We start from the raw sequence: 25,781 nt of genomic DNA, 5'->3' as shown, positions 1-25,781 counted from the left end.
CGTGAGTGCCACGGTTCGAAAGGATCGCGCCAGGAGCCGGGGGCGGGGGTGGTCAGTCGCCCCGGGCGAAGGTGCGGCGGTACTCGCTGGGGGTGGTGCCGAGGATCTGCTGGAAGTGCAGGCGCAGGTTGGCGCCGGTGCCCAGGCCGACGTCGGCGGCGATCTGCTCGACGCCGCGTTCCGAGCGTTCGAGCAGCTCCCGGGCCCTGTCGATGCGGGCCCGCATGATCCACTGCATCGGTGTGCAGCCGGTGTCCTCGACGAAGCGCCGGGACAGGGTGCGCGCCGACACCGTCGCGTGCCGGGCCAGGGCCTCCAGGGTGAGCGGCTCGTCGAGGCGGCGCAGCGCCCACTCGCGGGTCGCCGCGAACCGCTCGCCCAGCGGCTCGGGCACGCTGCGCGGCACGTACTGCGCCTGGCCGCCGCTGCGGTAGGGGGCCGCGACGAGGCGTCGGGCGGCGTGGTTCGACGCGGCCACCCCGAGGTCGCCGCGCAGGACGTGCAGGCACAGGTCGATGCCGGAGGCGGCGCCGGCGGAGGTGAGCACGCTGCCCTCGTCCACGAAGAGCACGTTCTCGTCGACCCGCACCCGGGGATGCTTGCGGGCGAGTGCCCGTGTGTAGTGCCAGTGCGTCGTGGCACGCCGGCCGTCGAGCAGTCCGGTGGCGGCCAGCGCGAAGGCGCCGGTGGAGATGGCGGCCAGCCGCGCGCCCCCGCCGTGGGCCTGGGCCAGCGCCTCGACGACGGCCGGCGGCGGGTCGTCGCGGTCGGGGGACCGGTAGCCGGGGATGAAGACCACGTCGGCCCACGCCAGCGCGTCCAGGCCGTGGGCCACGTGGTAGGACAGGCCGTCACCGCCGGTGACGAGGCCGGGCGCCGCGCCGCACACCCGGACCTCGTACGGCATGCTCGCGCGCGTCGTGAACACCTGCGCCGGGATGCCGACGTCGAGCGGCTTCGCGCCTTCGAGCACGAGGACGGCGACGCGGCGCAGGCGGGAGGACGTCACGCGCCCAGCGTACGCGGGGCGTGGGTGGAATCAGCCCAGGCCGAGGGCGTCCATGGTGTGCTCGGCCATCCGCCGCTCACCGAGCGCGTTGGGGTGCACGGGGACGAGGCTGTGGCCGAAGAGGAGCGGCTCGATCCACCGGGTGCCGGGTGCCTCGCAGGCGTCGTGGCCCTCGGAGACCCGGGCGAAGTCCACGAAGGTCGCGCCGGTCTCCTCGGCGGCGCGCTCGACCACGTCGTTGAGGTGGGCCTGGATGCCCCGCAGGTAGGGCACGTCGCCGGCGGCGATCGGCAGCTTCACGAAGCAGGACGGGTCGGCGGCGGCCGGTGTGATCCAGGGGTAACCCAGGGCGGCGACCCGGGCGTTGGGCGCCGCCTCCACGACGTCACGCAGGGCGGCCTTGAGCGCGGGGTAGGTGTTGTTCTCGATCTGGTCGTCGAAGGACGTGCCGTGCTTGTCCTTGCAGGGGCTGCCCTTGCCGCCGCTGAGGACGCCCGCGGAGCCGCAGGCCGTGATGGCGTTGATGAACGTGCTGTTGTCGTTGCCGCCGATGGTCAGGGTGACCAGGTCCGTGCCGGCGCTCAGCGCGTTCACCTGGGGGGCGACACCGGGGTACTGGGCCTGGGTGAAGTGGGAGGTCTGGGCGGCGCCGCAGGTGACGTCCTTGAGGCGGGCGCCGGTCGCGTCGGCGATGACGTGGGGGTAGTTCGCCGTCGAGCGCAGACAGAGCAGGTTGGTGGGGTCGACGGGCAGGACCCCGGAGCCGGCGCTGTAACTGTCGCCGAGGGCCACGTAGTCGAGGGTGGGGGTGGCGGCGTGCGCGGTGGCGTCGGCGAGGCCGAGGGCCAGCACACCGACCGCAGCGGTTGTCGCGGTCATGACACGGCGCAGAGCATGCTTCGGCATGTGCTCCCTCTTCTGGAGTGCGGGGTGCGGCCGGTGGTTACTGGTCGGTTCTACTTTTAAGTAATGTGCAGTGCCGTTGACTCCAAGTCAACGTTGTTGACGGAACTTCTTGCAGTGGAACCGACGTTCGGCGAGGTCGGACAGCTCGTCGTCATACCCACGACCGCCTCCGACGAGGTCGACCGCTTCCCGCCCTACGCCCCGTTCGCCGCGCCCTACGTGGCGGTGGCGGTCGTCGGCGTCGTCTGCGTCCAGATCGCGCTGGGCGCGGTGTGGATGCTGCTCGGCATGGTCGAGCGCGACGCCATCTTCACCCTACGGGCGTTCCGTTGGGTCGACACCGTCATCGGCGCCGCGGCCGTCGCCACGCTGCTGGCGGTCGGGGTCGCCGTCCACCTGGCCGTGGCCGAGATCCCCTCGCCCGACGACGGCATGGAGTTGATCGGCGCGCTGGGCGCCGCCGTCGTGGGCGTGGGGGTCGCTGCCGCCTTCGCGATGCTCGTCGTCGTCATGCGGGGCCTCCTGCGCAAGGCCACGCAGCTGCAGAGCGAGATCGCCGCCGTCGTCCGACGCCGCCTCAGCCGGGCACGGCGTCCCGCTTCCGGTCCGGCGCCGTGAGCCGGGCCCGCCGTGTCCGCGGTCCGAAGACGCTCAGCGCCACGGCGCCGACCAGCCAGGTGCCGGCGATGAAGTAGAAGACGCTCCGGTAGCCGTGGGCGTTGTAGAGGGCCGCCACGATCAGCGGCCCCGCCGCGTTCGACAGCCGGCCCAGGCCGTAGGAGACGCTCGTCCCCAGCGACCGGCCGCGCGTGTCGAACAGCTCGGGCGAGTAGGCGTACCCGAGGGCGGTGTAACCGCGTTCGAAGAGGTTCACCAGGAAGCCGAACACGATGATGAGCACCGGGTTGAACGTCAGGCCGTACAGCAGCCCGCACAGCGCGATCAGCGTGCCGAAGGCGGCCAGGCACCACTTGCGCTCGAACCGGTCGGTCACCAGCGCCGCCAGATAGGAGCCGAGCGGGGCACCGACGGTGGTCAGCGCCACGTAGAAGACGGACTTCTCGACGCTGAAGCCCTCCTTGGCCAGCAGGGTCGGCGCCCAGCTCGAATAGCCGAAGAAGCCGATGGTCTGGGTGACCCACAGGACCGTGAGCAGCAGCGTCGGGTACAGGTACCTGCGCTGGAGCAGCAGCCGCAGCGGTGCCCTGGTCACCGGCTGCTCCTCGACCGGGGGCTCGGGCTCGGGCAGCGGACCGTGCTCGGCGGCGACCCGGGACTCGATGTCGCGCAGCACCGCCTCCGCGCTCTCGTGGTCGCCCCGGCTCTCGAGCCAGCGGGGCGACTCGGCCAGATGCCGGGTGAACAGGACGAGCAGGATGCCGAGGGAACCCCACAGGTAGACCAGGCGCCAGGTCCAGTCGCCGAGCGGCACCACCGCGCTGGCGACGAGATTGGTGACCGGGGTGCCGCAGATGCCGATGACGATGGCGTACGCCTGGTACTTGCCGCGGACGGCCGACGGGTACATCTCGTTGACGTAGATGACCGCGACCACGGTCATCGCCGCCAGACCGGCCGAGGTCAGCACCCGGAAGACGGTCAGCGACACCAGGTCCCAGGCGAACGCCGAGGCGAAGGAGAAGACGCCGAAGAACAGCGTCGTCAGCAGCAGGGTCCGTTTCCGGCCCAGGCGGTCGGCGACGGCCCCGGCGACGATCGAGCCGAGGAACATGCCGACGAACGACAGGGAGGTGACGTAGGCGATCTGGTCGACCGTGATGCCCCACAGGTCGACGAGTTTCGGGGCGGTGGTGGCGAAGGTGTTGATGTCCGCGAACTCGAAGAAGTACGCGAACGACACGGCGAGCAGGGTGACTTTGTGGAACCGGGAGACCGGCAGCCGGTCCAGGCGGTTCAGGGCGTTGGCGTGCCGCATGGCGGGGTCCTTGTCGAGGAGGTCGGGGAGGGCACCGGGCGGTTCACCGCTCGCCGGGCCAGTACAGGCGGGTCGGGTTGTCGACCAGCAGCCGGTGCAGCTGCTCCTCGGTGACGGCCACCCGCCGCACGTGGTCGACGAGGAGCCCGTCGTCGGGCATGTGGCCGGTGAGGTTCGGGTGCGGCCAGTCGGTGCCCCACAGCACGCGATCGCCGAACTCCTCGACGACGCGCCGGGCGTGGGGCACGACGTCGGCGTACGGCTCCCCCTCACCGTCGAGGGCGGGAGGCCCGGTCACGCTCAGCCGCTCCGGGCAGGACACCTTGACCCACACGTCGTTGCGCTCGGTGAACCGCAGGAAGCGCGCGAACCCGGGCCCGTCCACCGGCCGCGTCACGTCCGGGCGGCCCATGTGGTCCACCACGAGCGGCGTGGGCAGCGACGCGAAGAAGCCCTCCAGCTCGGGCAGGTCGGCGGCCTCGAAGTAGAGGACGACGTGCCAGCCCAGCAGGGCGATCCGCCGTGCGATCGCGCGCAGTTCGTCCTTCGGCGAGGTGTCGACCAGGCGGCGCACGAAGTTGAACCGCACCCCGCGCACGCCCGCCGCGTGCAGCGCCCGCAACTCGGCGTCCCCGACGTCCGGCCGGACGGTCGCGACCCCGCGGGCCCGTCCGCCGCCCGCCCGCACGGCGTCCAGCATGGCGCTGTTGTCGGCGCCGTGGCAGGTGGCCTGCACGATCACCGTACGGTCGATGCCCAGATGGTCGCGGAGCGCGAAGAGCCGGTCCTTGCCCGCGTCGCAGGGGGTGTACTTGCGGCCCGGGGCGAAGGGGAACTCGGCCTGCGGGCCGAAGACATGGCAGTGCGCGTCGACCGTGCCGGGCGGCAGCCGGAAGGTGGGCGCGGACGGGTTGGGGTGCCAGTCCAGCCAGCCCGGGGTCTTCGGGGCGAGATCGGCCATGTCAGCGCCCCTGCCGCTTCAGCAGCGCGTCGAGGCGCGGGTAGACGGAACGCGCGTTGTGCTCCTGGACGGCGGCGACCTGCTCCGCGGGCAGCGCGGACGCCTCGACGTAGCGGCGGGTGTCGTCGAAGTGGTGGCCGGTGCGCGGGTCGACGTCCCGCACCGCGCCGATCATCTCCGAGGCGAACAGCACGTTGCGGGCGGGGACCACGTCCAGCAGCAGGTCGATGCCCGCCTGGTGGTAGACGCAGGTGTCGAAGAAGACGTTGCCGAGGACGTGCTCCTCCAGGGGCGGCTTCCCGAGCGCCATGGCCAGACCCCGGAACCGGCCCCAGTGGTAGGGCACGGACCCGCCGCCGTGCGGGATCACCAGCTTCAGGGTCGGGAAGTCCGCGAACAGGTCACCCTGCACCAGCTGCATGAACGCCGTGGTGTCCGCGTTGAGATAGTGCGCGCCGGTGGTGTGGAACGCCGGGTTCACGCTGGTGCTGACGTGGATCATCGCCGGTACGTCGTACTCGGCCAGCTTCTCGTAGAGCGGGTACCAGGAGCGGTCGGTGAGCGGGGGAGCGGACCAGTGGCCGCCGGACGGGTCGGGGTTGATGTTCACCGCGACCGCGCCGTACTCCTCCACGCAGCGCGTCAGCTCGGGGACGCACGTGGCCGGGTCGACGCCGGGCGACTGCGGCAGCATGGCGGCGGGCGCGAAGCGGCCGGGGTAGAGCCCGGCGACGCGGTGGCACAACTCGTTGCAGAGCGCCGCCCACGCGGCGGACGTGCGGAAGTCACCCACGTGGTGTGCCATGAACGACGCCCTGGGCGAGAAGACGGTCACGTCGATGCCGCGCTCGTCCATCGTCCGCAACTGGTTCGGCTCGACGCTCTCGCGCAGGTCGTCGTCGCCGATCCGCGGGTCCGGCGGCGAGGGCGCCGCCGGGTCGGCGAGACCGGCGATCTGCCGCTCCCGCCACGCGGCCAGCGCCGGTGGAGCCGTGGTGTAGTGACCGTGACAGTCGATGATCATGGGCTGGGTCCTCCGGGGTCGGGTCGTCGTCGACCGCGGCAGCCTCTCCCCGGCCGTGCGAGGGCCGGGAGACGGCCGGACACAGAACTAACCTCGCCTTAACAAAGCGGGACGCCACCGCCGTCCACCCTGCGGACCAGGCGAAACGCGCCGCCGGGCGTGGTCTACATTCGGACCGGGATATTCCGACACCAGTTCCCGGACGCGGGCGGCATCGGCGCCGACGCCGCCGGAGGGAGACGGCAGGATGCACATACTGCTGGCCGAGGACGACGACGGGGTCGCGGGCGCGCTCGTGGAGGTCCTGTACGACCACGGCCACATCACCCGGCGGGTCACCCGCGGCCAGGACGTGCTGACCTACCACCGCAGCTCCGACCTGCTCCTCCTCGACCTCGGCCTGCCCGACGTCGACGGCCTGGAGGTGCTGCGCAGGCTGCGGGCGGTCAGCGACCTGTCCGTGGTGGTGCTGACCGCGCGCGGCGACGAGCGCTCGGTGGTGCGCGGGCTGCGGCTCGGCGCCGACGACTACCTCGTCAAGCCGGTGCGCCTCACCGAGCTGCTCGCCCGTATCGAGGCCGTCACGCGGCGTGCCGCCGCACAGGCGCCGCCCGCCGCCAGGACCGTGCGCGTCGGGGACCTGGAGGTCGCTCTCGACGCCCGGCAGGTCCGGGTCGGCGGCGAGGAGGTCGAGCTGACCGCCAAGGAGTTCGACATCCTCGCCGTACTGGCCCGCCGGGCCGGGACCGCGGTCAGCCGCGAGCAGGTCCTGGACGAGGTGTGGGGCGACGCCTACCACGCCGTCTCCCGTTCCCTGGACGTCCACCTCACCCAGCTGCGCGCCAAGCTCGGCCGCCCGCGGCTGCTCAGCACGATCCGGGGCTTCGGCTTCCGGCTCGGCGACTGACGGGGCCGGCCCGTGCGGACCCGCGTGCAGACGGTGCTGCTGCTGTTCGGCGTGCTCGCGGTGGCCGCGTTCGCCGTGCCGCTGCTGCTGTTCACCGCCTCCGACCGCACCCAGCAACTGGTCCTCGCCCGCAGCTCCGACCTGGACCGCTTCGCCTCGCTCATGGACCGGGCGGCGGGCACCGGCGACACCTCGGCCGTCACCGCCGAGGCCGTGCGCTACACCCGGCTGTACGGCGAGCCCCTCGTCGTCACCGACACCCGCGGGCACCCCGTCGTGCAGACCGGCGGCATGCGCGCCGCCGATCCCACCGTGGCCCGGCTGATCGACGCCGCCCTGCGCAACCAGACCGCCCACCCGGGCAACGCCCTGCGCCCCTGGTCCCGGGGGCCCCGGATGTTCGCGGAACCGGCGGGGACCGGGACCCAGGTCTCCGGCGCCGTGGTGCTGCGCGCCGACGTCACCACGGCCGCGGAGGACGTCACCCGGCGCTGGGCCGCCGTGCTGGCCGGTACGGCGCTGGTCGCCCTCGGCTGCACGGTCCTGGCCCGCGCCGCGACCCGGTGGGTGGTCAGTCCGCTGCGCCGCCTCGACCGCGCCGTCGGCGAGCTGGCCGCCGGACTCCCGCCCGAGCACACCCCGCCCGTCGCCCCGCCGGGCCGGCGCGGCTCCGCCTCCGTCGGCGGACCGCCCGAGCTGCGCCAGCTGGCGACCGGTTTCAACCGCATGGCCCGCACCGTCACCGCGGCCCTCGAACAGCAACGGCGGCTCGTCGCCGACACCTCGCACCAGATGCGCAACCCCATGGCCGCGCTCCGGCTGCGGGTCGACGCCCTCCACACCCACCTGCGACCCTCGGGCGAGCGCACCTACACCGGCGTCAACACCGAACTGGACCGGCTGCAGACCCTCCTCGACGACATGCTGGCCCTCGCCACCGCCGAGCACCGGGCCGGGGAACTCACCGTGACCGACGGCTCGAGCGCCCGGTGCGACGCGGCCGAGGTCACGCTGACCCAGTACCGGCTGTGGGAGCCGGTCGCACGGCGGGCCGGCATCCGGCTGACCGCCGAGGCCCCCGAACCCGTGCCGGTGGCCTGCACGGACCGGGAGCTGGCCCAGGTGACGGACATCCTGCTGGACAACGCGATCAAGTACGCGGGCGACGGTGCCCGGGTCCGGCTGCGCTGCGCCGCGCAGGGCCCGTACGCGGCCGTCACCGTCACGGACGACGGCCCCGGCCTGCGGGCCGAGGAGATCGCCCGCGCCACCACCCGCTTCTGGCGCTCGGCGCGGCAGACCGGGACATCCGGCACGGGCCTCGGACTCCCCATCGCCGAACAGCTCCTCACGGGCCGCACCGGCCGCCTGGAACTGACCCCGGTCCAGCCCCGTGGCCTGCGGGCACGTGCGGTCGTACCCCGGGCAGACACCGAGGGAGGCCCGCGGTGAACCGGGATCCGCTGGTGGACAGCCGCCCGGGGCCGGCGGTCGTACGGCCCCGCAGCCTGCGGGCGCGGGCCGTCGTGACGCGCGCTCGGTCCGAAGGAGACCCCCGATGAACCGGCGTGCCGTCCTGCGTGCCGCCCTCGGTGCGGCCGCCGGCGGGGCGCTCGGTGGGCTGGTCGCGGGGGACGGAGCGGCCGGCGGGTCCGGTCCGAGGGGGGTGCTGCGGCTGGCCACGGGTGAGCCGACGGCCTTCTACGCCGCCTTCGGCCGCCTCCTCGCCGCCCAGGTGGAAGCGGCCGGCTCCGGTCTGCGCTGCCGCGTCCGCACCACCGCCGGGAGCATCACCAACATCGAACTGCTGCGGGACGGCCACGCCGACCTCGGCCTCGTCCTGACCGACACCGCGCGGGCAGCCCAGGGCACCGGTCTCTTCCCACGCCCCGTGCCCCTGAGGGCGATCGGCCGGGTCTACGAGACCTACCTCCAGCTGGCCGTGCGCGCCGACGCCCCGGTGCGCGGGGTGGCCGACCTCGCCGGGCACCCGGTCTCGCTGGGCGCCGTCGGCTCCGGCGCGGCCCTGCTCGGCGACCGTCTGCTGCGCGCCGCCGGTCTGTCGCCCGGCACCGACGTCCCGGTACGCCACCTGCGGCTGGCCGACGCGGCCGAGGCGCTGCGGACCGGCTCCGTCGTCGGCCTGCTCGTGGCCGGTGGCGTGCCGCTGCCCACCCTCTCCGACCTCGACCGGGACCCCGGCCTGCGCTTCCTCCCGCTCGCCGGCCTCCTGCCCGGCCTCGGCGGCCGGGACGGCAGGGCCGCCTCGGGGCTGGAGGAGGTGACCCTGCCGCAGAGCGCATACCGTTCCTCGGCCGGCGTCGCCACCGTCGGCGTCTCCAACCTGCTGGTGTGCCGCCCCGACCTGGACCCCGACGTGGCCGGCGCCCTCACCCGCCTCCTGGTCCGGCGCGCCCCCGAGTTCGTGCCCGACCACGCAGTCGGCGCGCAGTTCCTTGACGTGCGCAGCCTGATCGGCACGGGGGGTGTGCCGCTGCACGAAGGGGCGGTGGAGGCGTACCGGTCGTTGCACGGCTGACGGCGCGGGTCCGTTGTCGGTGCCGGTCGTTACGCTCCCCGGAGCCACGACCGCACCGCCGCCCACACCCTTCGCACCCTCCGCACCGGGAGCCGCCCCCATGCCGCCCACCGAGGCCGAACTCGCCGACGCCGTCCACCGCGCGGCCCGCGCCGCCCTCCTCGACCTCTTCCGGGAACACCCCGGCGACCGGTTCTACTACTGCACCCTGGTGACCTCCGGCGAGGCCTACGGCCCGGCGCTGTCCGCATGGTCCGTGGAGGCCCTGGCGGCGGAGGCGGCACGGCAGGGCTGCGCGCCGCTCGACCTCAAGTGGTCCTACGCCGACTCCCCGTTCTGCTGCTACGGCGAACGGTACCTGCAGCCCGTACGCCCCCTCTTCGAGGCCCGTGGCGAGCTCTTCGACCTGCCCGACGACGAGGCGGACGCGGAATTCGACCTGCGGCTGCGGGCGATGGAGACGGCCGTGGCCCGGCTGGACGCCGAAGGGCTCTTCGGCACCGGCCCCGACCGTCACTCCGTCGTCGTCACCGTCGAGGTGCCTTCCGAAGCGGGCAACGACGAGCGGGTGCTGCGGCTGAACCCGCCCCAGGCCCTGACGGACTGGCGCGAGGAGGCCGCCGTACCGGAGGACGTGTGACCGCCCCGGACACGACCCCCGCGCTGTTCTAGAGTGACTTCCGCCAGTGGCACGACGGACCTGTGAGGTACTCACCAGCCATGACGACCGAAACGTTTGAGTTCCAGGTAGAGGCACGTCAGCTCCTCCAGCTGATGATTCACTCCGTCTACTCGAACAAGGATGTCTTCCTGCGCGAGCTCGTCTCCAACGCCTCGGACGCGCTGGACAAGCTGCGCCTCGCCGTGCTGCGCGACGACGCCCCCGGCGCCGACGTGAGCGACCTGCACGTCGAGTTGGAGATCGACAAGGACGCCCGCACGCTGACCGTGCGGGACAACGGCATCGGCATGTCGTACGACGAGGTCACCCAGCTGATCGGCACCATCGCCAACTCGGGCACCGCCAAGTTCCTCCAGGAGCTGCGCGACGCCCAGGACGCCGCCGGGGCCGACGGGCTGATCGGCCAGTTCGGCGTCGGCTTCTACTCGGGCTTCATGGTCGCGGACGAGGTCACCCTGGTCACCCGGCACGCCGGCGAGACCCAGGGTACCCGGTGGACCTCGCGCGGCGAGGGCACGTACACCCTGGAGCGGCTCGACGAGGCCCCGCAGGGGACCGCCGTCACCCTGCACCTCAAGCCGGCCGACTCCGACGACCAGCTCCACGACTACACCTCCGCCTGGAAGATCAGGGAGATCGTCAAGCGGTACTCGGACTTCATCACCTGGCCGGTCCGCCTGCTGCCGGAGCCGGGCGAGGACGCCGCCGAGGACCGCGAGCCCGAGACGCTCAACTCGATGAAGGCCTTGTGGGCGCGCCCGCGCGACGAGGTCTCCGACGAGGAGTACCACGAGCTGTACAAGCACATCGGCCACGACTGGCGGGACCCGCTGGAGACGATCCGGCTCCAGGCGGAGGGCACCTTCGAGTACCAGGCACTCCTCTTCATCCCCTCGCACGCTCCGCACGACCTGTCCACCCGGGGCTACCAGCGCGGCGTCCAGCTCTATGTGAAGCGCGTCTTCATCATGGAGGACTGCGAGGAACTGCTGCCGCCCTACCTCCGCTTCGTCAAGGGCGTCGTCGACGCCCAGGACCTCTCGCTCAACGTCTCGCGCGAGATCCTCCAGCAGGACCGCCACATCCGCATGATCCAGCGGCGGCTGACCAAGAAGGTCCTCGCCACCGTCAAGGACCTCGGGACCTCCGCGCCGGAGCGCTACGCCACGTTCTGGCGGGAGTTCGGCGCGGTGCTGAAGGAGGGGCTGGTCACCGACTCCGAGAACCGGGACGCGATCCTCGCCGCCTGCTCGTTCGCGACCACGCACGACGCCGACGCGCCGACCACGCTGAAGAGCTACGTGGAGCGGATGAAGGACGGCCAGGACGACATCTACTTCATGACGGGCGAGTCCCGGCGGGCCATCGAGAACTCCCCGCACATGGAGGCGTTCCGGGCCAAGGACGTCGAGGTCCTGCTGCTCACCGACCCCGTCGACGAGGTCTGGGTCGACGCGGTGGGGGAGTACGAGGGCAAGGCGCTGCGCTCGGTCGCCAAGGGCGACATCGACCTGTCCGGCACCGAGGAGGAGAAGAGCGGGGACGAGAAGGAGAAGCAGGGCGAGGAGTACGCCGGGCTGCTCGGCTGGATGACGGAGCACCTGGGCGAGGAGGTCAAGGAGGTCCGCCTGTCCTCCCGGCTGACGGTGTCGCCGGCCTGCGTCGTCTCCGACTCGGGCGAACTCACGCCCGCCCTGGAGAACATGTACCGGGCGATGGGCCAGGAGGTCCCCGAGGCCAAGCGGATCCTGGAGCTCAACCCCGAGCACCAGCTGGTGAAGACCCTCAACCGGGCCTACGCCGACCGGCAGGACCGTACGGAACTCACCGAGACCGCGGAACTGCTGCACACCCTCGCGGTGCTGGCCGAGGGCGGCCGGCCGAAGGAACCCGCACGCTTCGTGCAGCTGATGGCGGACCGCCTGGAGCGCACCGTCTAGCGGCGCACGCGGCCCGGGGCGCTTCGGCACGCCTGCCGCCCGCCATCCGCATGGCGAGACGGCATGGCATCCGGAGCGCCCCGGTCCGTATATTCGCACGCATGTCTGCCTCGGCTCCGCTGCTGTGCCTCGCGCTCTTCGCGTGCTCGGCGTGGTGCGTCGACGACGGCCTCTGTCGCCGCTGAGACCGGAGCGGCCGGACGATCCGCGCCGCCTCCGCCAGCCCGCCCGCCGTCCCCGTGCACCACCCCGGAGATCTTCCGTGACCACCGCACCTCCTGCCGGGTCGCCCCCGGCCGCGCCGCCGCGCGCGTCCACCTCCCTCTTCGCCCCCGCTCCCACCTCCTCCGCCCGGCCCGAGGCGCCGCCCCTGCCGCCGGTGCGGCGAACGCCCCTCGTGGTGTCCGGGCTGCTCGCCGCCGCCCTGACGGCCTACGTGTGGTCCGCGCACGGCGCCAAGCCCGGCGTGCTGCTCCTGCTGGGCCTCGGTCTGGGTGTGGCCCTCTTCCACTCCCGGTTCGGCTTCACGTCGGCCTGGCGGCAGCTGATCGCCGTCGGCAACGGCGCCGGGCTGCGCGCCCACGCCCTGCTGCTCGGCACCACGGCCACCCTGTTCGCCCTGCTCATCGGCACCGGGACCGGACTGTTCGGCTCCCAGCCGGCCCCGTCCGCCGGACCGATCGGCGTCGGTCTGTTCGCCGGCTCGGCGCTCTTCGCGATCGGCATGCAGCTCGGCGGCGCCTGCGCCTCGGGCACCCTCTTCGCCGTCGGCTCGGGACAGACGTCGATCGTGCTGACCCTGGGCGGCTTCGTCGCGGGCGCCACGCTGGCGGCCTGGCAGTTCGACCTGTGGAAGGACCTCCCGGCCTGGGAACCCGTCGTGCTCTCCGACCACATCGGCTGGCTCGGCTCCTGGGCCGTCACCATCGGGGCGCTGCTCCTCGTGGTCCTGGTCACCCGGCGCATACAGGCCCGCCGCAATCCGCCGCCGCTCGGCACCGTGCCCTCGGCGCGCGGCGCCGCCCTGCGGGCCGTCCGGGGCTCCTGGCCACTGGCAGCCGGTGCCCTCGTCCTGGCGGTGCTCGGCGCGGGTGTCCTGCTGGTCTCCGGCGGCGCCTGGGGCGTCACCAGCGCCTTCAGCCTGTGGGGCTCGGAACTGGTGGGCGCGCTCGGCGGGCACCCGGAGAACTGGACCTGGTGGCGGCAGCCCGGCAACGCCGAGATGCTCGCGGGCCCGGTCCTCGCCGACAAGACCAGCCTCACCGACATCGGCATCATGATCGGCGCGGCCGTCGCCGCCGCGGTCGGCGGCACCTGGGCGCTGCACCGGGGCATCCCCTGGCGCACGGCGGTCGCCGCGGTCCTCGGCGGCCTGCTGATGGGCATCGGCGCCCGGCTGGCCGGCGGCTGCAACATCGGCGCCTACCTGGCGGGCATCGCCTCGGGCAGCCTCAGCGGCTGGCTCTGGGGCGCCTTCGCCCTGGCGGGCACCTGGGTGGGTCTGAAGCTGCGTCCCTTGTTCGGCCTGGGCAACCCCAAGCCGGGCGACGGCGTCTGCTGAACGGGAATGGCCCGTGCGGCACAGGGGTCAGGCCCGTGCCGCACGGGCGGCTACGGGGTGCGCCGGTCCGTGGTGGTGACGCGGGCGACGGCCTCCAGGGTGAGGTCGCGGCCGTGCGGCTCGCGGGCCAGGGCGCGGTGCAGTGTCAGGCCCTCGATCAGCGCGTCGAGCTGGCGGGCCGTGTCCGGGTCGAAGTGCTTCTCCAGGTGCACCCGGCTGCGCCGCATCCACTCGTGGGTCAGCTCGCGGTAGGCGGGCTGCCGCGCGGCGAGCGTGTACAGCTCCTGGGTGAGGATCAGGTCCCGCTGGCTGCCCTCCGACAGCTCGTGCACCAGGTCGGCCACCGCCGCGCGGGCCTCGTCGCGGTCGGCCGCGACGCCGAGATACGCGTCGAAGACGGCGACGATGTGGTCCGTGAAACGGCCGAACGCCTCCCGCAGCAGCTCCTCGATGCCGCTGAAGTGGTAGGTCATCGAGCCCAGGGGGACCCCCGCGCGCGTCGCGATCTTCCGGTGGGAGACGCGTGCGATGCCTTCCTCGGCGATCAGGTCGAGGGTGGCGGCGATGATGCGCTCGCGGCGCTGCGGGTCCGTGTGTCCGGTTGCCATGGGAGCAGGCTTACACGTTCCGCACCGGCCGGGCAGGGTTGCCGACGGCGACGACGTTCGCGGGCACGTCCTTGGTGACGACCGCGCCCGCGCCGATGACGGAGTTGTCCCCGATGGTCACGCCGGGCAGCACGATGGCACCCCCGCCCAGCCAGACGTTGTCGCCGATGGTGATGGGCAGCGCCGCCTCCAGCTTGTCCCGCCGGGGGCCCGGCTCCAGCGGGTGGGTCGGGGTCAGCAACTGCACGTTCGGGCCGATCTGGCAGTCCTCCCCGATGGTGATCGCCGCGACGTCCAGCGCGGTGAGGTGGTAGTTGACGAAGGTGCGCGCGCCGATCGTGATGTTGCTGCCGAAGTCGACGTACAGCGGGGGCCGTACGTGCGCCTCGGCGCCCAGCGAGCCGAGCAGCTCGGCGAGGACCGGCCGCGCGGCCGTGGCGTCCTGCGCGTACGCCGCCTGGTAGCGGGCGGCCAGCCGTACGGCTTCCTGCTGCCTGCGGGCGATCTCCGGGTCGTCGGCGATGTAGAGGTCGCCCGCCTGCATGCGTTCGAGGTTCGTGCGGGAGTCGCCCGCGAAGTGGTCCGTCGGCATGCGCCCGATCGTACCCCTGAAGCGTACGAACGTACACTCCCGCGCCTACGGCACCCGAGACCGACCCGTACGGCGGCGCCGCTCAGCGGCGCCGGGGCTGGAGCACTCCGGCGAGCAGCAGCACCAGGAGACCGGCGAGCGGCACGACCAGCAGCCCCACCCGCAGACTCGTCGCGTCGGCGACCAGGCCCACGACCGGCGGGGAGAGCAGGAAGCCCAGGCGCATCAGCCAGGAGACGATCGTCAGCCCCGAACCGGGCTTCAGGCCCGGCAGTTCGTCGGCCTCGTGCATCGCCGCCGGGACCAGGGTCGCCACCCCGAAACCGGCCGCGGCGAACCCGAGCACCGTCCCGGGCACCGTGGGCACGGCCAGCGCCAGACCCATGCCGACCGCGGCGATCAGCGCGCCGGAGCGGGCCACGGCGCGCTGGCCGAACCGGTCCACGAGCCGGTCCCCGATGAGCCGGCCGACGAACTGCGCCCCGACCAGGGCGACATAGCCGGAGGCGGCCAGCGCCACCGACGCGTGCAGCGAGTCGGACAGGTAGAGGGTGGCCCACGAACTGCCCGCGTCCTCGACCAGGGTGCCGGCCGTGGCGATGAGGACGAGCGCCGCCAGCACGTAGCGGATCCGCGCGCCCGTGGCCGGGGCCGCCGCCGTCCGCTGCGCGTCCTCCCCGCCGCCCTCCTCCTCGGCCGCCTCGGTCTCCGGGCCCGGCAGGCAGAACCGCAGCGCCACACAGGCCGCCACCGCGAACACCACGCCGGAGAAGAGCAGATGCTGGCCCCGGGGCACGCCGAGCGCGATCGCGCCGGCGGCCATGGAGCCGCCGGTGACGGCGCCGATGGACCAGATGGCGTGGAAGGAGTTGATGATGGAGCGTCCGTAGCGCCGCTGTACCCGCAGTCCGTGCGCGTTCTGCGCGACGTCGGTGAACGCGTCCATCGCGCCCGCCAGAAACAGCGCCCCGGCGAACACCACGACGGAATCCGCCAGTCCGGCGGCCAGGATCCCCACGCCGGTCAGCAGCGTGCCGCCGACCGCCACCCGCGCCGAGCCGAACCGGCGGACGAGTATCCCGGCCGCGAGTCCGGCCGCGATCGCGCCCGCCGGGAACGCGGCCACGGCCAGCCCGTAGGCGGCGTTGCCGATCCCGAGGTCCGCCTTGATCTGCGGATAACGCGGCAACAGGTTGGCGAACAGCGCCCCGTTGGTGAAGAAGAGCACGGCGACGGCCACCCGGGCCCGCCGGTCGGCCGGCGCGGCCCGGCGCAGTACGTCGACAGTCATGCGCGGAGCCTACAGGCGCAAGCGTACGAACGTACACTCCGCTCTCGGTCCCTGCCGAAAACCGATGTCGTGCCGACGCCGTCGCGGCGATCATGGGACCGATCCGTGCCGCCCCGACCGTGAGGAACCCACCGCCATGCCCGTGCCCGCAGACCCGACGGTGCTCCACCCGATGCCCGAGCACCCGCGGGTGGTGCTCCTCAGACCGCTGGTGAAGTCCCCGCTCATCGAGGTGGGGGAGTACTCCTACTACGACGACCCCGACGACGCGACGGCCTTCGAGACCCGCAACGTGCTCTATCACTACGGCCCGGAGAAGCTCGTGATCGGCCGGTTCTGCGCGCTGGGCACCGGCACCCGGTTCCTCATGAACGGCGCCAACCACCGGATGGACGGCCCCTCGACCTTCCCCTTCCCCAGCATGGGCGGCTCCTGGTCCGAGCACTTCGACCTGCTCACCGGCCTGCCCGGCCGGGGGGACACCGTCGTCGGCAACGACGTCTGGTTCGGCCACGGTGCCACCGTCATGCCCGGGGTCCGCATCGGCCACGGCGCGATCGTCGGCGCGGGCTCCGTGGTCACCCGGGACGTGCCCGACTACGGCATCGTCGGCGGCAACCCGGCCCGGCTGGTGCGCACCCGCTTCAGCGACGAGGACGTGGCCCGGCTGCTCGCGGTGGCCTGGTGGGACTGGCCCGCCTCACTCATCACCGAGCACGTCCGGACGATCATGTCCGGCACCATCGAGGACCTGGAGGCGGCGGCTCCGCGCGACCGGCGTGGATGACCGCGCGCCCGGCCTGCGCGAATAGGTCGGCCACCGAGCGGGCAGCCCCTCCGGCGCCGCCGCTCCGTTTGCGGAGCCACCGGCATCGGGTTTCGGTGGAGTGGTCGCGCCACCGCCCCGGGAGCTGTCATGTCGATGTCGTCGTTCGGTTTCGGCTCGTCCGATCCGTTCAGTGAACTGCTGAACCGCTTCTTCGGTATGTCCCCAGCCTCGTCGCCACCGGCGGTCCAGCGCGTGCCGATCGGCCGGCTGCTGACCGAGTCCTCACGGGAACTGCTCAACCTGGCCGGACGGCGGGCCCTGGAGGACGGGACGTCCGACCTGGACACCGAGCACCTGCTGTGGGCGGCCACGCAGGTCGAGCCCGCCCGCGGCCTGCTCGCCCGGGCCGGCGCCGACCCCGACGCCCTCGGGTCCCAGATCGCCGAGGTGCTGCCCCGTGAGGCGGTCGAGCCGTCCGCGGAACCGGGCCTCACCCCGGCCGCCAAACGCACCCTCGCCACCGCCTACGCCCGCTCCCAGGCGGCCGGCGTCTCCTACATCGGCCCGGAGCACATCCTCGGCGCGCTGCTCGACGGCGGCGACAGCGGCGCGGCCCGGCTGCTGAGCGCGGAGGGCCAGGACGTCACGAAGCTGGCGGGGCTGACGGAGCAGGCCGGCCGCGCGGAGGCCGCCCCCGGTGAGAACGGCACCCGGCAGCCGGCCACGACGCTCGACGAGTTCGGGCGGGACCTGACGGAGGAGGCGAAGGCCGGGAAGCTCGACCCGGTCGTCGGACGGGCCGAGGAGATCGAGGAGACCGTCGAGATCCTGTCCCGCCGCTCCAAGAACAACCCCGTGCTGATCGGCGAACCGGGCGTCGGCAAGACCGCGATCGTCGAGGGCCTCGCCCAGCGCATCGTCGCCGGGGAGGTCCCGGACACCCTCAAGGACAAGCGGGTCGTCGCGCTCGACCTGTCCGCCATGGTGGCGGGCGCCCAGTACCGCGGACAGTTCGAGGAGCGGCTGAAGAAGGTCATCGAGGACGTCCAGCAGGCCCGCGGCGAGATCATCCTGTTCATCGACGAACTCCACACCGTGGTCGGGGCCGGCGCGACCGGCGAGGGCTCGATGGACGCCGGCAACATGCTCAAGCCCGCCCTCGCGCGCGGCGAGCTGCACGTGGTGGGCGCGACCACCATCGACGAGTACCGCAAGTACGTCGAGAAGGACGCGGCCCTCGAACGGCGCTTCCAGCCCGTGATGGTGCCGGAGCCCAGCGTCGAGGAGACGGTGCAGATCCTGGAAGGTCTGCGGGACGCGTACGAGGCGCACCACCAGGTCCGCTTCGCCGACGGCGCCCTGGCGGCCGCGGCGGAACTCTCCGACCGCTACGTCAGCGACCGCTTCCTGCCCGACAAGGCCATCGACGTCATGGACCAGGCGGGCGCCCGGGTGCGGCTGCGCAGCGCCGCCCGCTCCACGGAGGTCGTCGGCCGCGAGGACCGCATCGCCGAGCTGCGCCGCGAACAGGAGCAGGCCGTCGCCGCCGAGGACTACGACCGGGCGGGCGCCCTCAAGCGCCAGATCGCCGAGGCGGAGGGCGAACTCGCCGGCATCGAGGAGCGGCGCGAGGGCGTCGTCTCGGTCACCGCCGACGACATCGCGGACGTGATCTCCCGGCGCACCGGCATCCCCGTCTCCCAGCTGACGGCCGGCGAGAAGGAGCGGCTGCTCAGGCTGGAGGAGGAGATGCACGCCCGCATCGTCGGTCAGGACGAGGCCGTCGGCGCCGTCTCCCGGGCCGTGCGCCGCAACCGGGCCGGCATGGGCGACCCGAACCGCCCCGTGGGCTCCTTCCTCTTCCTCGGTCCCACCGGCGTGGGCAAGACGGAGCTGGCCAAGACCCTCGCCGAGCTGCTGTTCGGCGAGGAGAGCCGCATGGTCCGCTTCGACATGAGCGAGTTCCAGGAGAAGCACACCGTCGCCCGCCTCGTCGGCGCGCCCCCGGGATACGTCGGCTACGAGGAGGCGGGCCAGCTCACCGAGAAGGTCCGCCGGCAGCCCTACAGCGTGGTCCTGTTCGACGAGGTGGAGAAGGCCCATCCCGACGTCTTCAACACGCTGCTCCAGATCCTCGACGACGGGCGCCTCACCGACGCCCAGGGCCGCACCGTCGACTTCCGGCACTGCGTCGTCATCATGACCTCCAACATCGGCGCCCACCGCATCCTCGACCACAAGGGCGACGTCTCCGACCTCAAGGACGAGCTGATGGAGGAGCTGCGGACCAGGTTCCTGCCGGAGTTCCTCAACCGCATCGACGACATCATCGTCTTCCACGGCCTCACCGAGCAGGATCTCTCCCGGATCGTCGACCACCTGCTCGCCCAGAGCGAGCGGCGGGTGCACGCGCAGGGCATGACCCTGAAGGTCACGGAGGCCGCCAAGAAGCTGCTGATCGCCCACGGCCACCAGCCGGAGTTCGGCGCCCGCCCGCTGCGCCGCACCATCCAGGCCGAACTCGACAACCGCATCGCCGACCTGCTGCTGGGCGGCGAGGCCGATCCCGGCGACACCATCGTCGCCGACGTGGTCCAGGACTCCCTCCACTGCACGGTCACCAAGGGCGACGCCGCCGGGGCCGGGAAGGCGGACGAGGCATGACCGCCGTCGAGGAGACGATCGAGGTGGCGGTACCGGTGCGGGCCGCCTACGACCAGTGGACCCAGTTCAAGAGCTTCCCGAGGTTCACCGCCACCGTGCTCCGGGTCGAGCAGGTCAGGCCCGCCCTGACCCTGTGGGTGGTCGGCCGCGGGCCGGTGCGCCGCGAGTTCGCCATCGAGATCGTCGAGCAGGTGCCCGACTCGCACCTCGTCTGGCGCGGCCTCGGCCGCCGGCCCCGCCACCGGGGCGAGGTGCGGTTCCGGGCCGCCGGTGACGGGCGTACGGCCATCACGGTGCGCCTGTGGGTCGAGCCGCGCGGCCCCCTCGGCCTGCTCGCCGCCGTGCCCGGGGCGACGCGCCGGGTGGTGCGCCGGGAGCTGGCGAACTTCGGGACGTTCATCGAGGGCCACGGACAGGCAGGCGGGGGCTGGCGGGGAACCATCCGGGGCGGCCAGGTCCGGCCGCAGGAGCCGGAACCGCCGAGGAGCCGGGTCGCGGGCTGGCCGGTGGGCTGAATGCCGTAGGGCACAGGACGAACAGGGAACGAGAGGCGATCCTCGGATGAAGAAGCCCCCCAGGGAAGACCCCAGGGACGACTTGAAGGTCACGCCCCCCAAGACGTGGGCCGCGGGTGTCCCCGCCGTGGTGCACGCGCTGGAGTACTCCCTGGAGCAGGCCGGCCCGCAGGAGACCGCGGTGGACCTGCTGACGATGAACCAGGTCGGCGGCATCGACTGTCCGGGCTGCGCCTGGGCGGATCCCGCCCCGGGCCACCGGCACCGCAACGAGTACTGCGAGAACGGCGCCAAGCACATCAACGACGAGGCGACGACCCGGCGGATCACCGCCGAGTTCTTCCGCGCGCACCCGGTCTCCGACCTGGCCGACCGCTCCGACCTGTGGCTGAACCAGCAGGGACGGCTCACCGCGCCGATGGTCAAGCGGCCCGGCTCCGACCACTACGAGCCCATCAGCTGGTTCGACGCCCTCGGCCTGCTGGCCGACGAGCTGAAGACGCTCGGCACCCCCGACGAGGCGGTCTTCTACACCTCGGGCCGGGTCAGCAACGAAGCCGCCTTCGTCCTCCAGCTGTTCGCCCGCGCCTTCGGCACCAACAACCTGCCCGACTGCTCCAACATGTGCCACGAGTCCAGCGGCTTCGCCCTGCACGAGACCCTCGGCACCGGCAAGGGCACGGTCAGCCTCCAGGACCTCCACCACGCCGATCTGATCTTCCTGGTGGGGCAGAACCCCGGAACCAACCACCCACGGCAGTTGTCCGCGCTGGAGGAGGCGAAGCGCAACGGCGCCCGCGTCGTCGCCGTGAACCCGCTGCCCGAGGCCGGACTGATGCGGTTCAAGAACCCGCAGAAGGCCAGCGGCGTGATCGGACGCGGCGTACAGATCGCCGACCGCTTCCTCCACATCCGCGCCGGCGGCGACCTGGCCCTCTTCCAGGCGCTGAACCGGCTGCTCCTGGAGGCCGAGGACGCCCGCCCGGGCGAAGTCCTCGACCACGACTTCATCCGCGACAGCACCAGCGGCTTCGAGGAGTTCGCCGAGCACGCGCGCGGCGTCTCCTGGGCGGACGTGCTCACCGCGACCGGGCTGACCCGCGGCGAGATCGAGGACGTCCGCGACGACGTCCTGCGCAGCGAACGGGTCGTCGTCTGCTGGGCGATGGGCGTCACCCAGCACAAGCACGGCGTTCCCACCATCCGGGAGATCGTCAATTTCCTGCTGCTGCGCGGCAACCTCGGCCGGGCCGGAGCCGGCGCCTGCCCGGTGCGCGGTCACAGCAACGTCCAGGGCGACCGCACCATGGGCATCTGGGAGCAGATGCCCGACTCCTTCCTCGACGCCCTGCGCGACGAGTTCGGCTTCGATCCGCCGCGCGCCCACGGCCTGGACTCGGTGAACACCATCAGGGCGATGCGCGAGGGCCGCGTCAAGGTCTTCCTGGGCGTCGCCGGCAACTTCGTCCGCGCCGCCCCGGACAGCGCGGTCACCGAGGACGCGATGCGGCGCTGCCGCCTGACCGCCCACATCTCCACCAAGCTCAACCGGTCCCACGCGGTCTGCGGCGACACCGCGCTCATCCTGCCGACCCTCGGCCGCACCGAACGCGACCACCAGGCCGGCGGCGAGCAGTTCGTCACCGTGGAGAACTCGATGAGCGAGGTGCACACCTCCCGGGGACGGCTGAAGCCCGCGTCCCCGCTGCTGCTCAGCGAGGTCGCCATCCTGTGCCGGCTCGCCCGCCGCACCCTCGAGGACGGCCGCGCCGGCCTGCCGTGGGAGGAGTTCGAGGCCGACTACGGCGCCGTCCGCGACCGGATCTCCCGGATCGTGCCGGGCCTGCACGACTTCAACCGGCGCGTGGCGCGCCCCGGCGGCATCAGGCTGCCGAACCCGGTCAACGAGGGCGTGTTCCGTACCGGCACCGGCAAGGCACGCTTCACCGTCAACGCCTGCCAGATGCCGTACGTCCCCGAGGGCCACCTGCTGCTGCAGACCCTGCGCTCCCACGACCAGTGGAACACCGTCCCCTACACGCCCAACGACCGCTACCGGGGCATTCACGGCAGCCGCCGCGTGGTGCTCGTCAACCCGGCGGACCTGACCGCCCTCGGTCTGGCCGAGAAGGACCGGGTCGACCTGGTGAGCGTCTGGCACGACGACGCCGAGCGCCGCGCCGAGGGGTTCGAGGTGGTCCCGTACCCGACGGCACGCGGCTCCGCCGCCGCGTACTACCCGGAGACCCAGGTCCTCGTCCCACTGGACAGCGTGGCCGACATCAGCAACCAGCCCACCTCCAAGGCCGTCCTCGTCAGACTGGAACGGGCGGCGCCCACGGGGACCTGACCGCCGCATGCTGAGACGGCCGCCCGTGCGGGAATGACATGATCCACCGCTTCGTTGGCACCTGTCATGCCCGTATCTTCCGCACGGACCGCGGCCGCCCGCATGCCGCTCGCCGTCTACATCCTCGGCCTCTCCGTCTTCGCGCTCGGCACCAGCGAGTTCATGCTCTCCGGGCTGCTGCCGCCCATCGCCGAGGACATGGACGTGTCGATCCCGCAGGCCGGTCTGCTGATATCGGCGTTCGCGATCGGCATGGTGGTCGGCGCGCCCCTGCTCGCGGTCGCGACCCTGCGGCTGCCCCGGAAGACCACGCTGATCGCGCTGATCTCGGTGTTCGGCGTCGGCCAGGTCGCGGGCGCGCTCGCGACGTCGTACGAGATCCTGTTCGTCTCCCGGGTGGTCAGCGCGCTGGCCTGCGCCGGTTTCTGGGCCGTGGGCGCCGCCGTCGCCATCGCGATGGTGCCGGTCACCAGCCGGGCCCGTGCGATGGCCGTGATGATCGGCGGACTGTCGATCGCCAACGTGCTCGGCGTCCCCGCGGGCGCCTTCCTCGGCGAACACCTCGGATGGCGGTCCGCGTTCTGGGCGGTCGGCGCCGCCTCCGCCGTCGCCCTCGTCGGTGTGGTGACCCTCATCCCGCGCATCCCGCTGCCCGAGCGCCGCCCCCGGCTCAGGGGCGAGCTGGCGATCTACCGAGACCGTCAGGTCTGGCTGTCGATCGTGGTGACCGCGCTCGCCGCCGGCGGCGTGTTCTGCGCCTTCTCCTACCTGTCGCCGCTGCTCACCGACGTGGCCGGGCTCGCGGAGGGGTGGGTGCCCACCGTGCTGGCGCTGTTCGGGGTCGGCGCGCTGATCGGCACCACGATCGGCGGCCGGGTCGCCGACGCGCACCTGTTCGGCGTCCTGCTCTCCGGCATCACCGCCTCGACCGTACTGCTGGCCGCGCTGGCCCTGTTCGCGTCCAGCCCGGCCGCCGTGATCGTCCTTTCGCTGCTGCTCGGCGTCTCCGCGTTCTACACGGCGCCGGCCCTCAACGCGCGCATGTTCAACGTCGCCGGCGCCGCGCCCACCCTCGCGGGCGCGACCACCACCGCCGCGTTCAACCTCGGCAACACCGGCGGCCCCTGGCTCGGCGGCACCGTGATCGACGCCGACTTCGGATACGCCGCCACCGCCTGGGCGGGCGCGGCCATGACCGTCGTCGCGATCGGCTTCGTCGCCGTCTCGCTGCGCCTGCACAGCAGGTCGCGCATCGTGGCGGGCTCCCCGGCCGCCGAGCTTGCGGGCGCGGAGCGGAGCCGGCAGCGGGCGTGACCGGCCGCGGGGATCCGGCCCGGTGGCGGACCGCTCGACGGCGGTGACGTGGAAGGCGTCGATCCGGTGCCGGAGCCGCGCGGGCATGACCTGGCGCAGGGTGGTCAGGGCGCGTGCCGCACCGTCCTCGATGCCGGCCCCCGTGACGGCGGCGGTGCGCAGGGCGAGGGCGAGCGCGACCGCCTGTTCGTCGTCGAACAGCAGTGGAGGCAGATGTGTGCCGGCGTCCAGCCGGTAGCCGCCGTCGGGGCCCTTGACCGCCCTGACGGGGTAGCCCAGCTCGCGGAGCCGGTCCACGTCGCGGCGCAGGGTGCGCGGGCTGATGCCCAGCCGCTCCGCCAGCAGCGCGCCGGGCCAGTCCCGGCGCGCCTGGAGCAGCGAGAGCAGCGAGAGCAGCCGGGCGGAGGTTTTCTGCATGCCCGCCATGCTGCCCCGGATAGCGGCCACAACCTGACCGCTACCTGTTCCAGAGTGGGAACCACGGGATCCGAACGGGTCCCCGGGGCGGGCCCACCGACGTGGGGCGTCCGACCGTGTTGGCGACAGGCGAGGAGCCCATCGTGTCCGTCAGAGCAGTGACCCACCTGAATTTCCGGGGAGACGCCCGCGCGGCCCTCACCTTCTACGCGTCCGCGTTCGGCGGTGACGTGGCCGTGGTGACGTACAAGGACGCCGGAAGCGTCCAGGACCCCGCCGAGGCGGACCAGGTGATGTGGGGCCAGGTGTCCACCGCCGACGGCCCGTGCGTGATGGCCTACGACGTGCCCTCCGGCCTGCCGTGGAACCAGGGCGAGAACGCCTTCTTCGTCTCGCTCCGGGGCGACGGTGCCGACGAGATCGGCGCGTACTGGGAGAGGCTGGCCGAGGGGGCGACCGTGCTGCGGCCCCTGGCACCCGCCGAGTGGGCGCCGCTCTACGGCATGCTGCGCGACCGCTTCGGCGTCACCTGGGTCCTGGACGTCGTGAGCGGGTACCAGGCGTGAGGGTGCTCGACGCCCGGGCACTGGGCCGCGCGACCCTCGCCAGGCAACTGCTGCTCGACCGTGCGGACGCCCCGGTCCTGGACACCGTCGCGCACCTGGGCGGCCTCCAGGCGCAGGAGCCGCAGGAACCGTTCGTGGGGCTCTGGTCGCGGCTGCGGGGCTTCCGGCCCGCGGTGCTCTCCGACCTGCTGACCGGGCGTCGGGTGGTGCGCACCCACCTCATGCGGCGCACGGTCCATCTCGTCACCGCCGAGGACGCCCTCGCCTGGCGGCCCCGCCACGACGCCATGCTGCGCGGCCGCGTCCTCGGCACCTACCGCCGCGAACTCGACGGGGTCGACCTGGCCGAGCTGGCGGCGGCGGGGCGGGCCGTGATGTCCGACGGCGAGCCCCGCTCGATGGGTGACCTGGCGCGGGCGCTCGCCGACCGCTGGCCGGAACCGGGACCCCGGGCCCTGGGGGAGATGCTGGTCGCCGCGCTGATCCCGATGGTGCAGCTGCCCCCGCGGGGACTGTGGCGCACCCGGGCGGGCGTGCGCAACGCCCCGTTCACCGCCTGGCTGGGCCGCGACGCCGACCCACCGGCCCCGCCGGGCACCGACCCGGTCGGGGAGACGCTCGTACGGCGCTACCTCGCCGCGTTCGGCCCCGCCGCCTCGGCGGACCTGCGCGCCTGGTGCGGCCTCGCCGGACTGCCGGCCGCGGTCGCCGCCGTACGCGGGGAACTGGTCGCCTTCCGCGACGAACGGGGCCGGGAACTGCTGGACCTCCCCGAGGCCCCGCGCCCCGATCCCGGCACCCCCGCCCCGGTGCGGTTCCTGCCGGCGTTCGACAACGTGATCCTCGGCTACCAGGACCGGAGCCGGATCATCGACGACGAGCACCGGGGCCTGTCCGTCGCCGGAGCCCGCGTCGTCCTGGTCGACGGCCGGGTCTCCGCGACCTGGGCCGTCGAGGACGGCACGGTGAGCGTCACCCCGCTGCGCCGCCTCTCCCGGACGGACCGCGCGGAGGTCGCCGAGGAGGGGCGGGCCCTGGCGGCCTTCCTCTCCGACGGGGACGGCGACCGGGTCCGGGTCGGCGCGGCACCGCCCTGAGCGGCCGGCGGCCGGTGCCGCGCCCCGTCGTCAGGCCGCCACGACGTGGGCCACCACGCAGCTGACGTCGTCGGGACCACGGCGCCGTTGGCGAGCGTGACGAGTTCACGCACGGCCCGGCCGGGCTCCTCCG

The 25,781-nt window shown here is 73.1% G+C and carries 22 protein-coding genes and 1 pseudogene; 14 read left to right on the top strand and 9 right to left on the bottom strand.

From position 1 onward, the window contains the following. Positions 1 to 52: 52 nt before the first annotated feature. Together OIE75_RS02365 and OIE75_RS02360 are read right to left on the bottom strand one after the other, a co-directional pair. Positions 53 to 1,009, bottom strand: a complete 957-nt coding sequence (locus OIE75_RS02365; RefSeq protein WP_307009214.1) for a GlxA family transcriptional regulator — start codon at positions 1,007 to 1,009, stop codon at positions 53 to 55. 30 nt (positions 1,010 to 1,039) lie between these two features. Next, positions 1,040 to 1,915, bottom strand: a complete 876-nt coding sequence (locus tag OIE75_RS02360; RefSeq protein ID WP_329469286.1) for an SGNH/GDSL hydrolase family protein — start codon at positions 1,913 to 1,915, stop codon at positions 1,040 to 1,042. A gap of 63 nt (positions 1,916 to 1,978) precedes the next feature. Between OIE75_RS02360 and OIE75_RS02355 the strand changes: the two genes are divergently transcribed. Continuing rightward, complete coding sequence (locus OIE75_RS02355) at positions 1,979 to 2,533, top strand: DUF2975 domain-containing protein (RefSeq protein ID WP_443078272.1); 555 nt, start codon at positions 1,979 to 1,981, stop codon at positions 2,531 to 2,533. Here OIE75_RS02355 and OIE75_RS02350 read toward each other — a convergent pair. From OIE75_RS02350 to OIE75_RS02340, 3 genes are read right to left on the bottom strand one after another with little or no spacing between them, the layout of a single operon-like run. Continuing rightward, positions 2,493 to 3,851 (bottom strand): MFS transporter, encoded by a 1,359-nt coding sequence (locus tag OIE75_RS02350; protein WP_307009209.1) that lies wholly within the window; start codon positions 3,849 to 3,851, stop codon positions 2,493 to 2,495. The two genes, OIE75_RS02355 and OIE75_RS02350, sit on opposite strands and share 41 nt — an antisense overlap. Before the next feature lie 43 nt (positions 3,852 to 3,894). Further along, the gene (locus OIE75_RS02345) at positions 3,895 to 4,812 is read right to left on the bottom strand and encodes an amidohydrolase family protein (protein ID WP_329469283.1); all 918 of its coding nucleotides are present in this window, start codon (positions 4,810 to 4,812) and stop codon (positions 3,895 to 3,897) included. 1 nt (position 4,813) lies between these two features. Beyond that, positions 4,814 to 5,836 (bottom strand): amidohydrolase family protein, encoded by a 1,023-nt coding sequence (locus tag OIE75_RS02340; RefSeq protein WP_307009205.1) that lies wholly within the window; start codon positions 5,834 to 5,836, stop codon positions 4,814 to 4,816. Between the two features lie 247 nt (positions 5,837 to 6,083). Here OIE75_RS02340 and OIE75_RS02335 point away from each other — a divergent pair, with 247 nt between their 5' ends. The 6 genes from OIE75_RS02335 (at position 6,084) to OIE75_RS02310 (ending at position 13,465) form a co-directional block, all read left to right on the top strand. Beyond that, positions 6,084 to 6,743 (top strand): response regulator transcription factor, encoded by a 660-nt coding sequence (locus tag OIE75_RS02335; protein ID WP_122617815.1) that lies wholly within the window; start codon positions 6,084 to 6,086, stop codon positions 6,741 to 6,743. 12 nt (positions 6,744 to 6,755) lie between these two features. Further along, positions 6,756 to 8,195: a sensor histidine kinase gene (locus OIE75_RS02330; protein ID WP_329469279.1), complete on the top strand. Its 1,440-nt coding sequence runs from the start codon at positions 6,756 to 6,758 to the stop codon at positions 8,193 to 8,195. A 106-nt stretch (positions 8,196 to 8,301) separates the two neighbouring features. Further along, positions 8,302 to 9,282 carry a TAXI family TRAP transporter solute-binding subunit gene (locus OIE75_RS02325; RefSeq protein ID WP_307009200.1) on the top strand — a complete coding sequence of 327 codons (981 nt, stop codon included), beginning with the start codon at positions 8,302 to 8,304 and terminating at the stop codon, positions 9,280 to 9,282. Positions 9,283 to 9,382: 100 nt separating this feature from the next. Continuing rightward, positions 9,383 to 9,922, top strand: a complete 540-nt coding sequence (locus OIE75_RS02320; protein WP_329469278.1) for a DUF4303 domain-containing protein — start codon at positions 9,383 to 9,385, stop codon at positions 9,920 to 9,922. A gap of 80 nt (positions 9,923 to 10,002) precedes the next feature. Next, complete coding sequence (htpG, locus tag OIE75_RS02315) at positions 10,003 to 11,904, top strand: molecular chaperone HtpG (protein WP_307009197.1); 1,902 nt, start codon at positions 10,003 to 10,005, stop codon at positions 11,902 to 11,904. A 262-nt stretch (positions 11,905 to 12,166) separates the two neighbouring features. Then, positions 12,167 to 13,465, top strand: coding sequence for a YeeE/YedE family protein (locus OIE75_RS02310; protein WP_329469277.1), 1,299 nt, complete (start codon positions 12,167 to 12,169; stop codon positions 13,463 to 13,465). Between the two features lie 50 nt (positions 13,466 to 13,515). On the opposite strand, the gene OIE75_RS02305 is transcribed toward OIE75_RS02310, so the two are convergent. From OIE75_RS02305 to OIE75_RS02295, 3 genes are all read right to left on the bottom strand, one after another. Next, on the bottom strand, positions 13,516 to 14,073 hold the full coding sequence (locus tag OIE75_RS02305) for a TetR/AcrR family transcriptional regulator (RefSeq protein ID WP_329469276.1): 558 nt from the start codon (positions 14,071 to 14,073) through the stop codon (positions 13,516 to 13,518). Between the two features lie 10 nt (positions 14,074 to 14,083). Then, positions 14,084 to 14,665 carry a sugar O-acetyltransferase gene (locus OIE75_RS02300; protein ID WP_329469275.1) on the bottom strand — a complete coding sequence of 194 codons (582 nt, stop codon included), beginning with the start codon at positions 14,663 to 14,665 and terminating at the stop codon, positions 14,084 to 14,086. 82 nt (positions 14,666 to 14,747) lie between these two features. Further along, entirely contained in the window at positions 14,748 to 15,956 is a 1,209-nt protein-coding gene (locus OIE75_RS02295) for an MFS transporter (protein WP_307009191.1), read from the bottom strand. A 136-nt stretch (positions 15,957 to 16,092) separates the two neighbouring features. Here OIE75_RS02295 and OIE75_RS02290 point away from each other — a divergent pair, with 136 nt between their 5' ends. The 5 genes from OIE75_RS02290 to OIE75_RS02270 all read left to right on the top strand — a co-directional run bounded on the left by OIE75_RS02290 (position 16,093) and on the right by OIE75_RS02270 (position 23,568). After that, positions 16,093 to 16,743: a CatB-related O-acetyltransferase gene (locus OIE75_RS02290; protein WP_307009189.1), complete on the top strand. Its 651-nt coding sequence runs from the start codon at positions 16,093 to 16,095 to the stop codon at positions 16,741 to 16,743. Positions 16,744 to 16,872: 129 nt separating this feature from the next. Next, on the top strand, positions 16,873 to 19,389 hold the full coding sequence (locus OIE75_RS02285; protein WP_329469272.1) for an ATP-dependent Clp protease ATP-binding subunit: 2,517 nt from the start codon (positions 16,873 to 16,875) through the stop codon (positions 19,387 to 19,389). After that, complete coding sequence (locus OIE75_RS02280; protein WP_329469270.1) at positions 19,386 to 19,904, top strand: SRPBCC family protein; 519 nt, start codon at positions 19,386 to 19,388, stop codon at positions 19,902 to 19,904. Before OIE75_RS02285 ends, OIE75_RS02280 begins: the two co-directional genes overlap by 4 nt. 46 nt (positions 19,905 to 19,950) lie before the next feature. Continuing rightward, positions 19,951 to 22,254: an FdhF/YdeP family oxidoreductase gene (locus tag OIE75_RS02275; protein ID WP_329469267.1), complete on the top strand. Its 2,304-nt coding sequence runs from the start codon at positions 19,951 to 19,953 to the stop codon at positions 22,252 to 22,254. A 102-nt stretch (positions 22,255 to 22,356) separates the two neighbouring features. Continuing rightward, a complete protein-coding gene (locus OIE75_RS02270; RefSeq protein ID WP_307017685.1) occupies positions 22,357 to 23,568 on the top strand; it encodes a Cmx/CmrA family chloramphenicol efflux MFS transporter in 1,212 nt (403 codons plus the stop codon). A 6-nt stretch (positions 23,569 to 23,574) separates the two neighbouring features. Here OIE75_RS02270 and OIE75_RS02265 read toward each other — a convergent pair. Further along, positions 23,575 to 23,985: pseudogene (locus OIE75_RS02265) on the bottom strand (helix-turn-helix transcriptional regulator); the annotation flags it as partial. 143 nt (positions 23,986 to 24,128) lie between these two features. Between OIE75_RS02265 and OIE75_RS02260 the strand changes: the two are divergent. Together OIE75_RS02260 and OIE75_RS02255 are read left to right on the top strand one after the other, a co-directional pair. Continuing rightward, entirely contained in the window at positions 24,129 to 24,551 is a 423-nt protein-coding gene (locus OIE75_RS02260) for a VOC family protein (protein ID WP_329469265.1), read from the top strand. After that, positions 24,548 to 25,648, top strand: a complete 1,101-nt coding sequence (locus OIE75_RS02255) for a winged helix DNA-binding domain-containing protein (protein WP_329469263.1) — start codon at positions 24,548 to 24,550, stop codon at positions 25,646 to 25,648. The genes OIE75_RS02260 and OIE75_RS02255 overlap by 4 nt, the downstream gene beginning before the upstream one ends. The last annotated feature ends 133 nt before the right edge of the window (positions 25,649 to 25,781 follow it).

It is taken from the genome of Streptomyces sp. NBC_01723 (genome assembly GCF_036246005.1).
Lineage (GTDB): Bacteria > Actinomycetota > Actinomycetes > Streptomycetales > Streptomycetaceae > Streptomyces.
The sequence above is the reverse complement of the archived record's forward strand: the minus strand, read 5'-3'. Positions and strand labels throughout refer to the sequence as shown.

What these genes read in the sequence shown, in the direction of transcription:
- OIE75_RS02350 (WP_307009209.1), bottom strand. Translation starts at nt 3,851, where the DNA reads ATGCGGCACGCCAACGCCCTGAACCGCCTGGACCGGCTGCCGGTCTCC.
- OIE75_RS02270 (WP_307017685.1), top strand. Translation starts at nt 22,357, where the DNA reads ATGCCGCTCGCCGTCTACATCCTCGGCCTCTCCGTCTTCGCGCTCGGC.
- OIE75_RS02290 (WP_307009189.1), top strand. Translation starts at nt 16,093, where the DNA reads ATGCCCGTGCCCGCAGACCCGACGGTGCTCCACCCGATGCCCGAGCAC.
- OIE75_RS02295 (WP_307009191.1), bottom strand. Translation starts at nt 15,956, where the DNA reads ATGACTGTCGACGTACTGCGCCGGGCCGCGCCGGCCGACCGGCGGGCC.
- OIE75_RS02285 (WP_329469272.1), top strand. Translation starts at nt 16,873, where the DNA reads ATGTCGATGTCGTCGTTCGGTTTCGGCTCGTCCGATCCGTTCAGTGAA.
- OIE75_RS02305 (WP_329469276.1), bottom strand. Translation starts at nt 14,073, where the DNA reads ATGGCAACCGGACACACGGACCCGCAGCGCCGCGAGCGCATCATCGCC.
- OIE75_RS02355 (WP_443078272.1), top strand. Translation starts at nt 1,979, where the DNA reads ATGTGCAGTGCCGTTGACTCCAAGTCAACGTTGTTGACGGAACTTCTT.
- OIE75_RS02335 (WP_122617815.1), top strand. Translation starts at nt 6,084, where the DNA reads ATGCACATACTGCTGGCCGAGGACGACGACGGGGTCGCGGGCGCGCTC.
- OIE75_RS02280 (WP_329469270.1), top strand. Translation starts at nt 19,386, where the DNA reads ATGACCGCCGTCGAGGAGACGATCGAGGTGGCGGTACCGGTGCGGGCC.
- OIE75_RS02345 (WP_329469283.1), bottom strand. Translation starts at nt 4,812, where the DNA reads ATGGCCGATCTCGCCCCGAAGACCCCGGGCTGGCTGGACTGGCACCCC.
- OIE75_RS02325 (WP_307009200.1), top strand. Translation starts at nt 8,302, where the DNA reads ATGAACCGGCGTGCCGTCCTGCGTGCCGCCCTCGGTGCGGCCGCCGGC.
- OIE75_RS02300 (WP_329469275.1), bottom strand. Translation starts at nt 14,665, where the DNA reads ATGCCGACGGACCACTTCGCGGGCGACTCCCGCACGAACCTCGAACGC.
- OIE75_RS02340 (WP_307009205.1), bottom strand. Translation starts at nt 5,836, where the DNA reads ATGATCATCGACTGTCACGGTCACTACACCACGGCTCCACCGGCGCTG.
- OIE75_RS02360 (WP_329469286.1), bottom strand. Translation starts at nt 1,915, where the DNA reads ATGCCGAAGCATGCTCTGCGCCGTGTCATGACCGCGACAACCGCTGCG.
- OIE75_RS02275 (WP_329469267.1), top strand. Translation starts at nt 19,951, where the DNA reads ATGAAGAAGCCCCCCAGGGAAGACCCCAGGGACGACTTGAAGGTCACG.
- htpG (WP_307009197.1), top strand. Translation starts at nt 10,003, where the DNA reads ATGACGACCGAAACGTTTGAGTTCCAGGTAGAGGCACGTCAGCTCCTC.
- OIE75_RS02320 (WP_329469278.1), top strand. Translation starts at nt 9,383, where the DNA reads ATGCCGCCCACCGAGGCCGAACTCGCCGACGCCGTCCACCGCGCGGCC.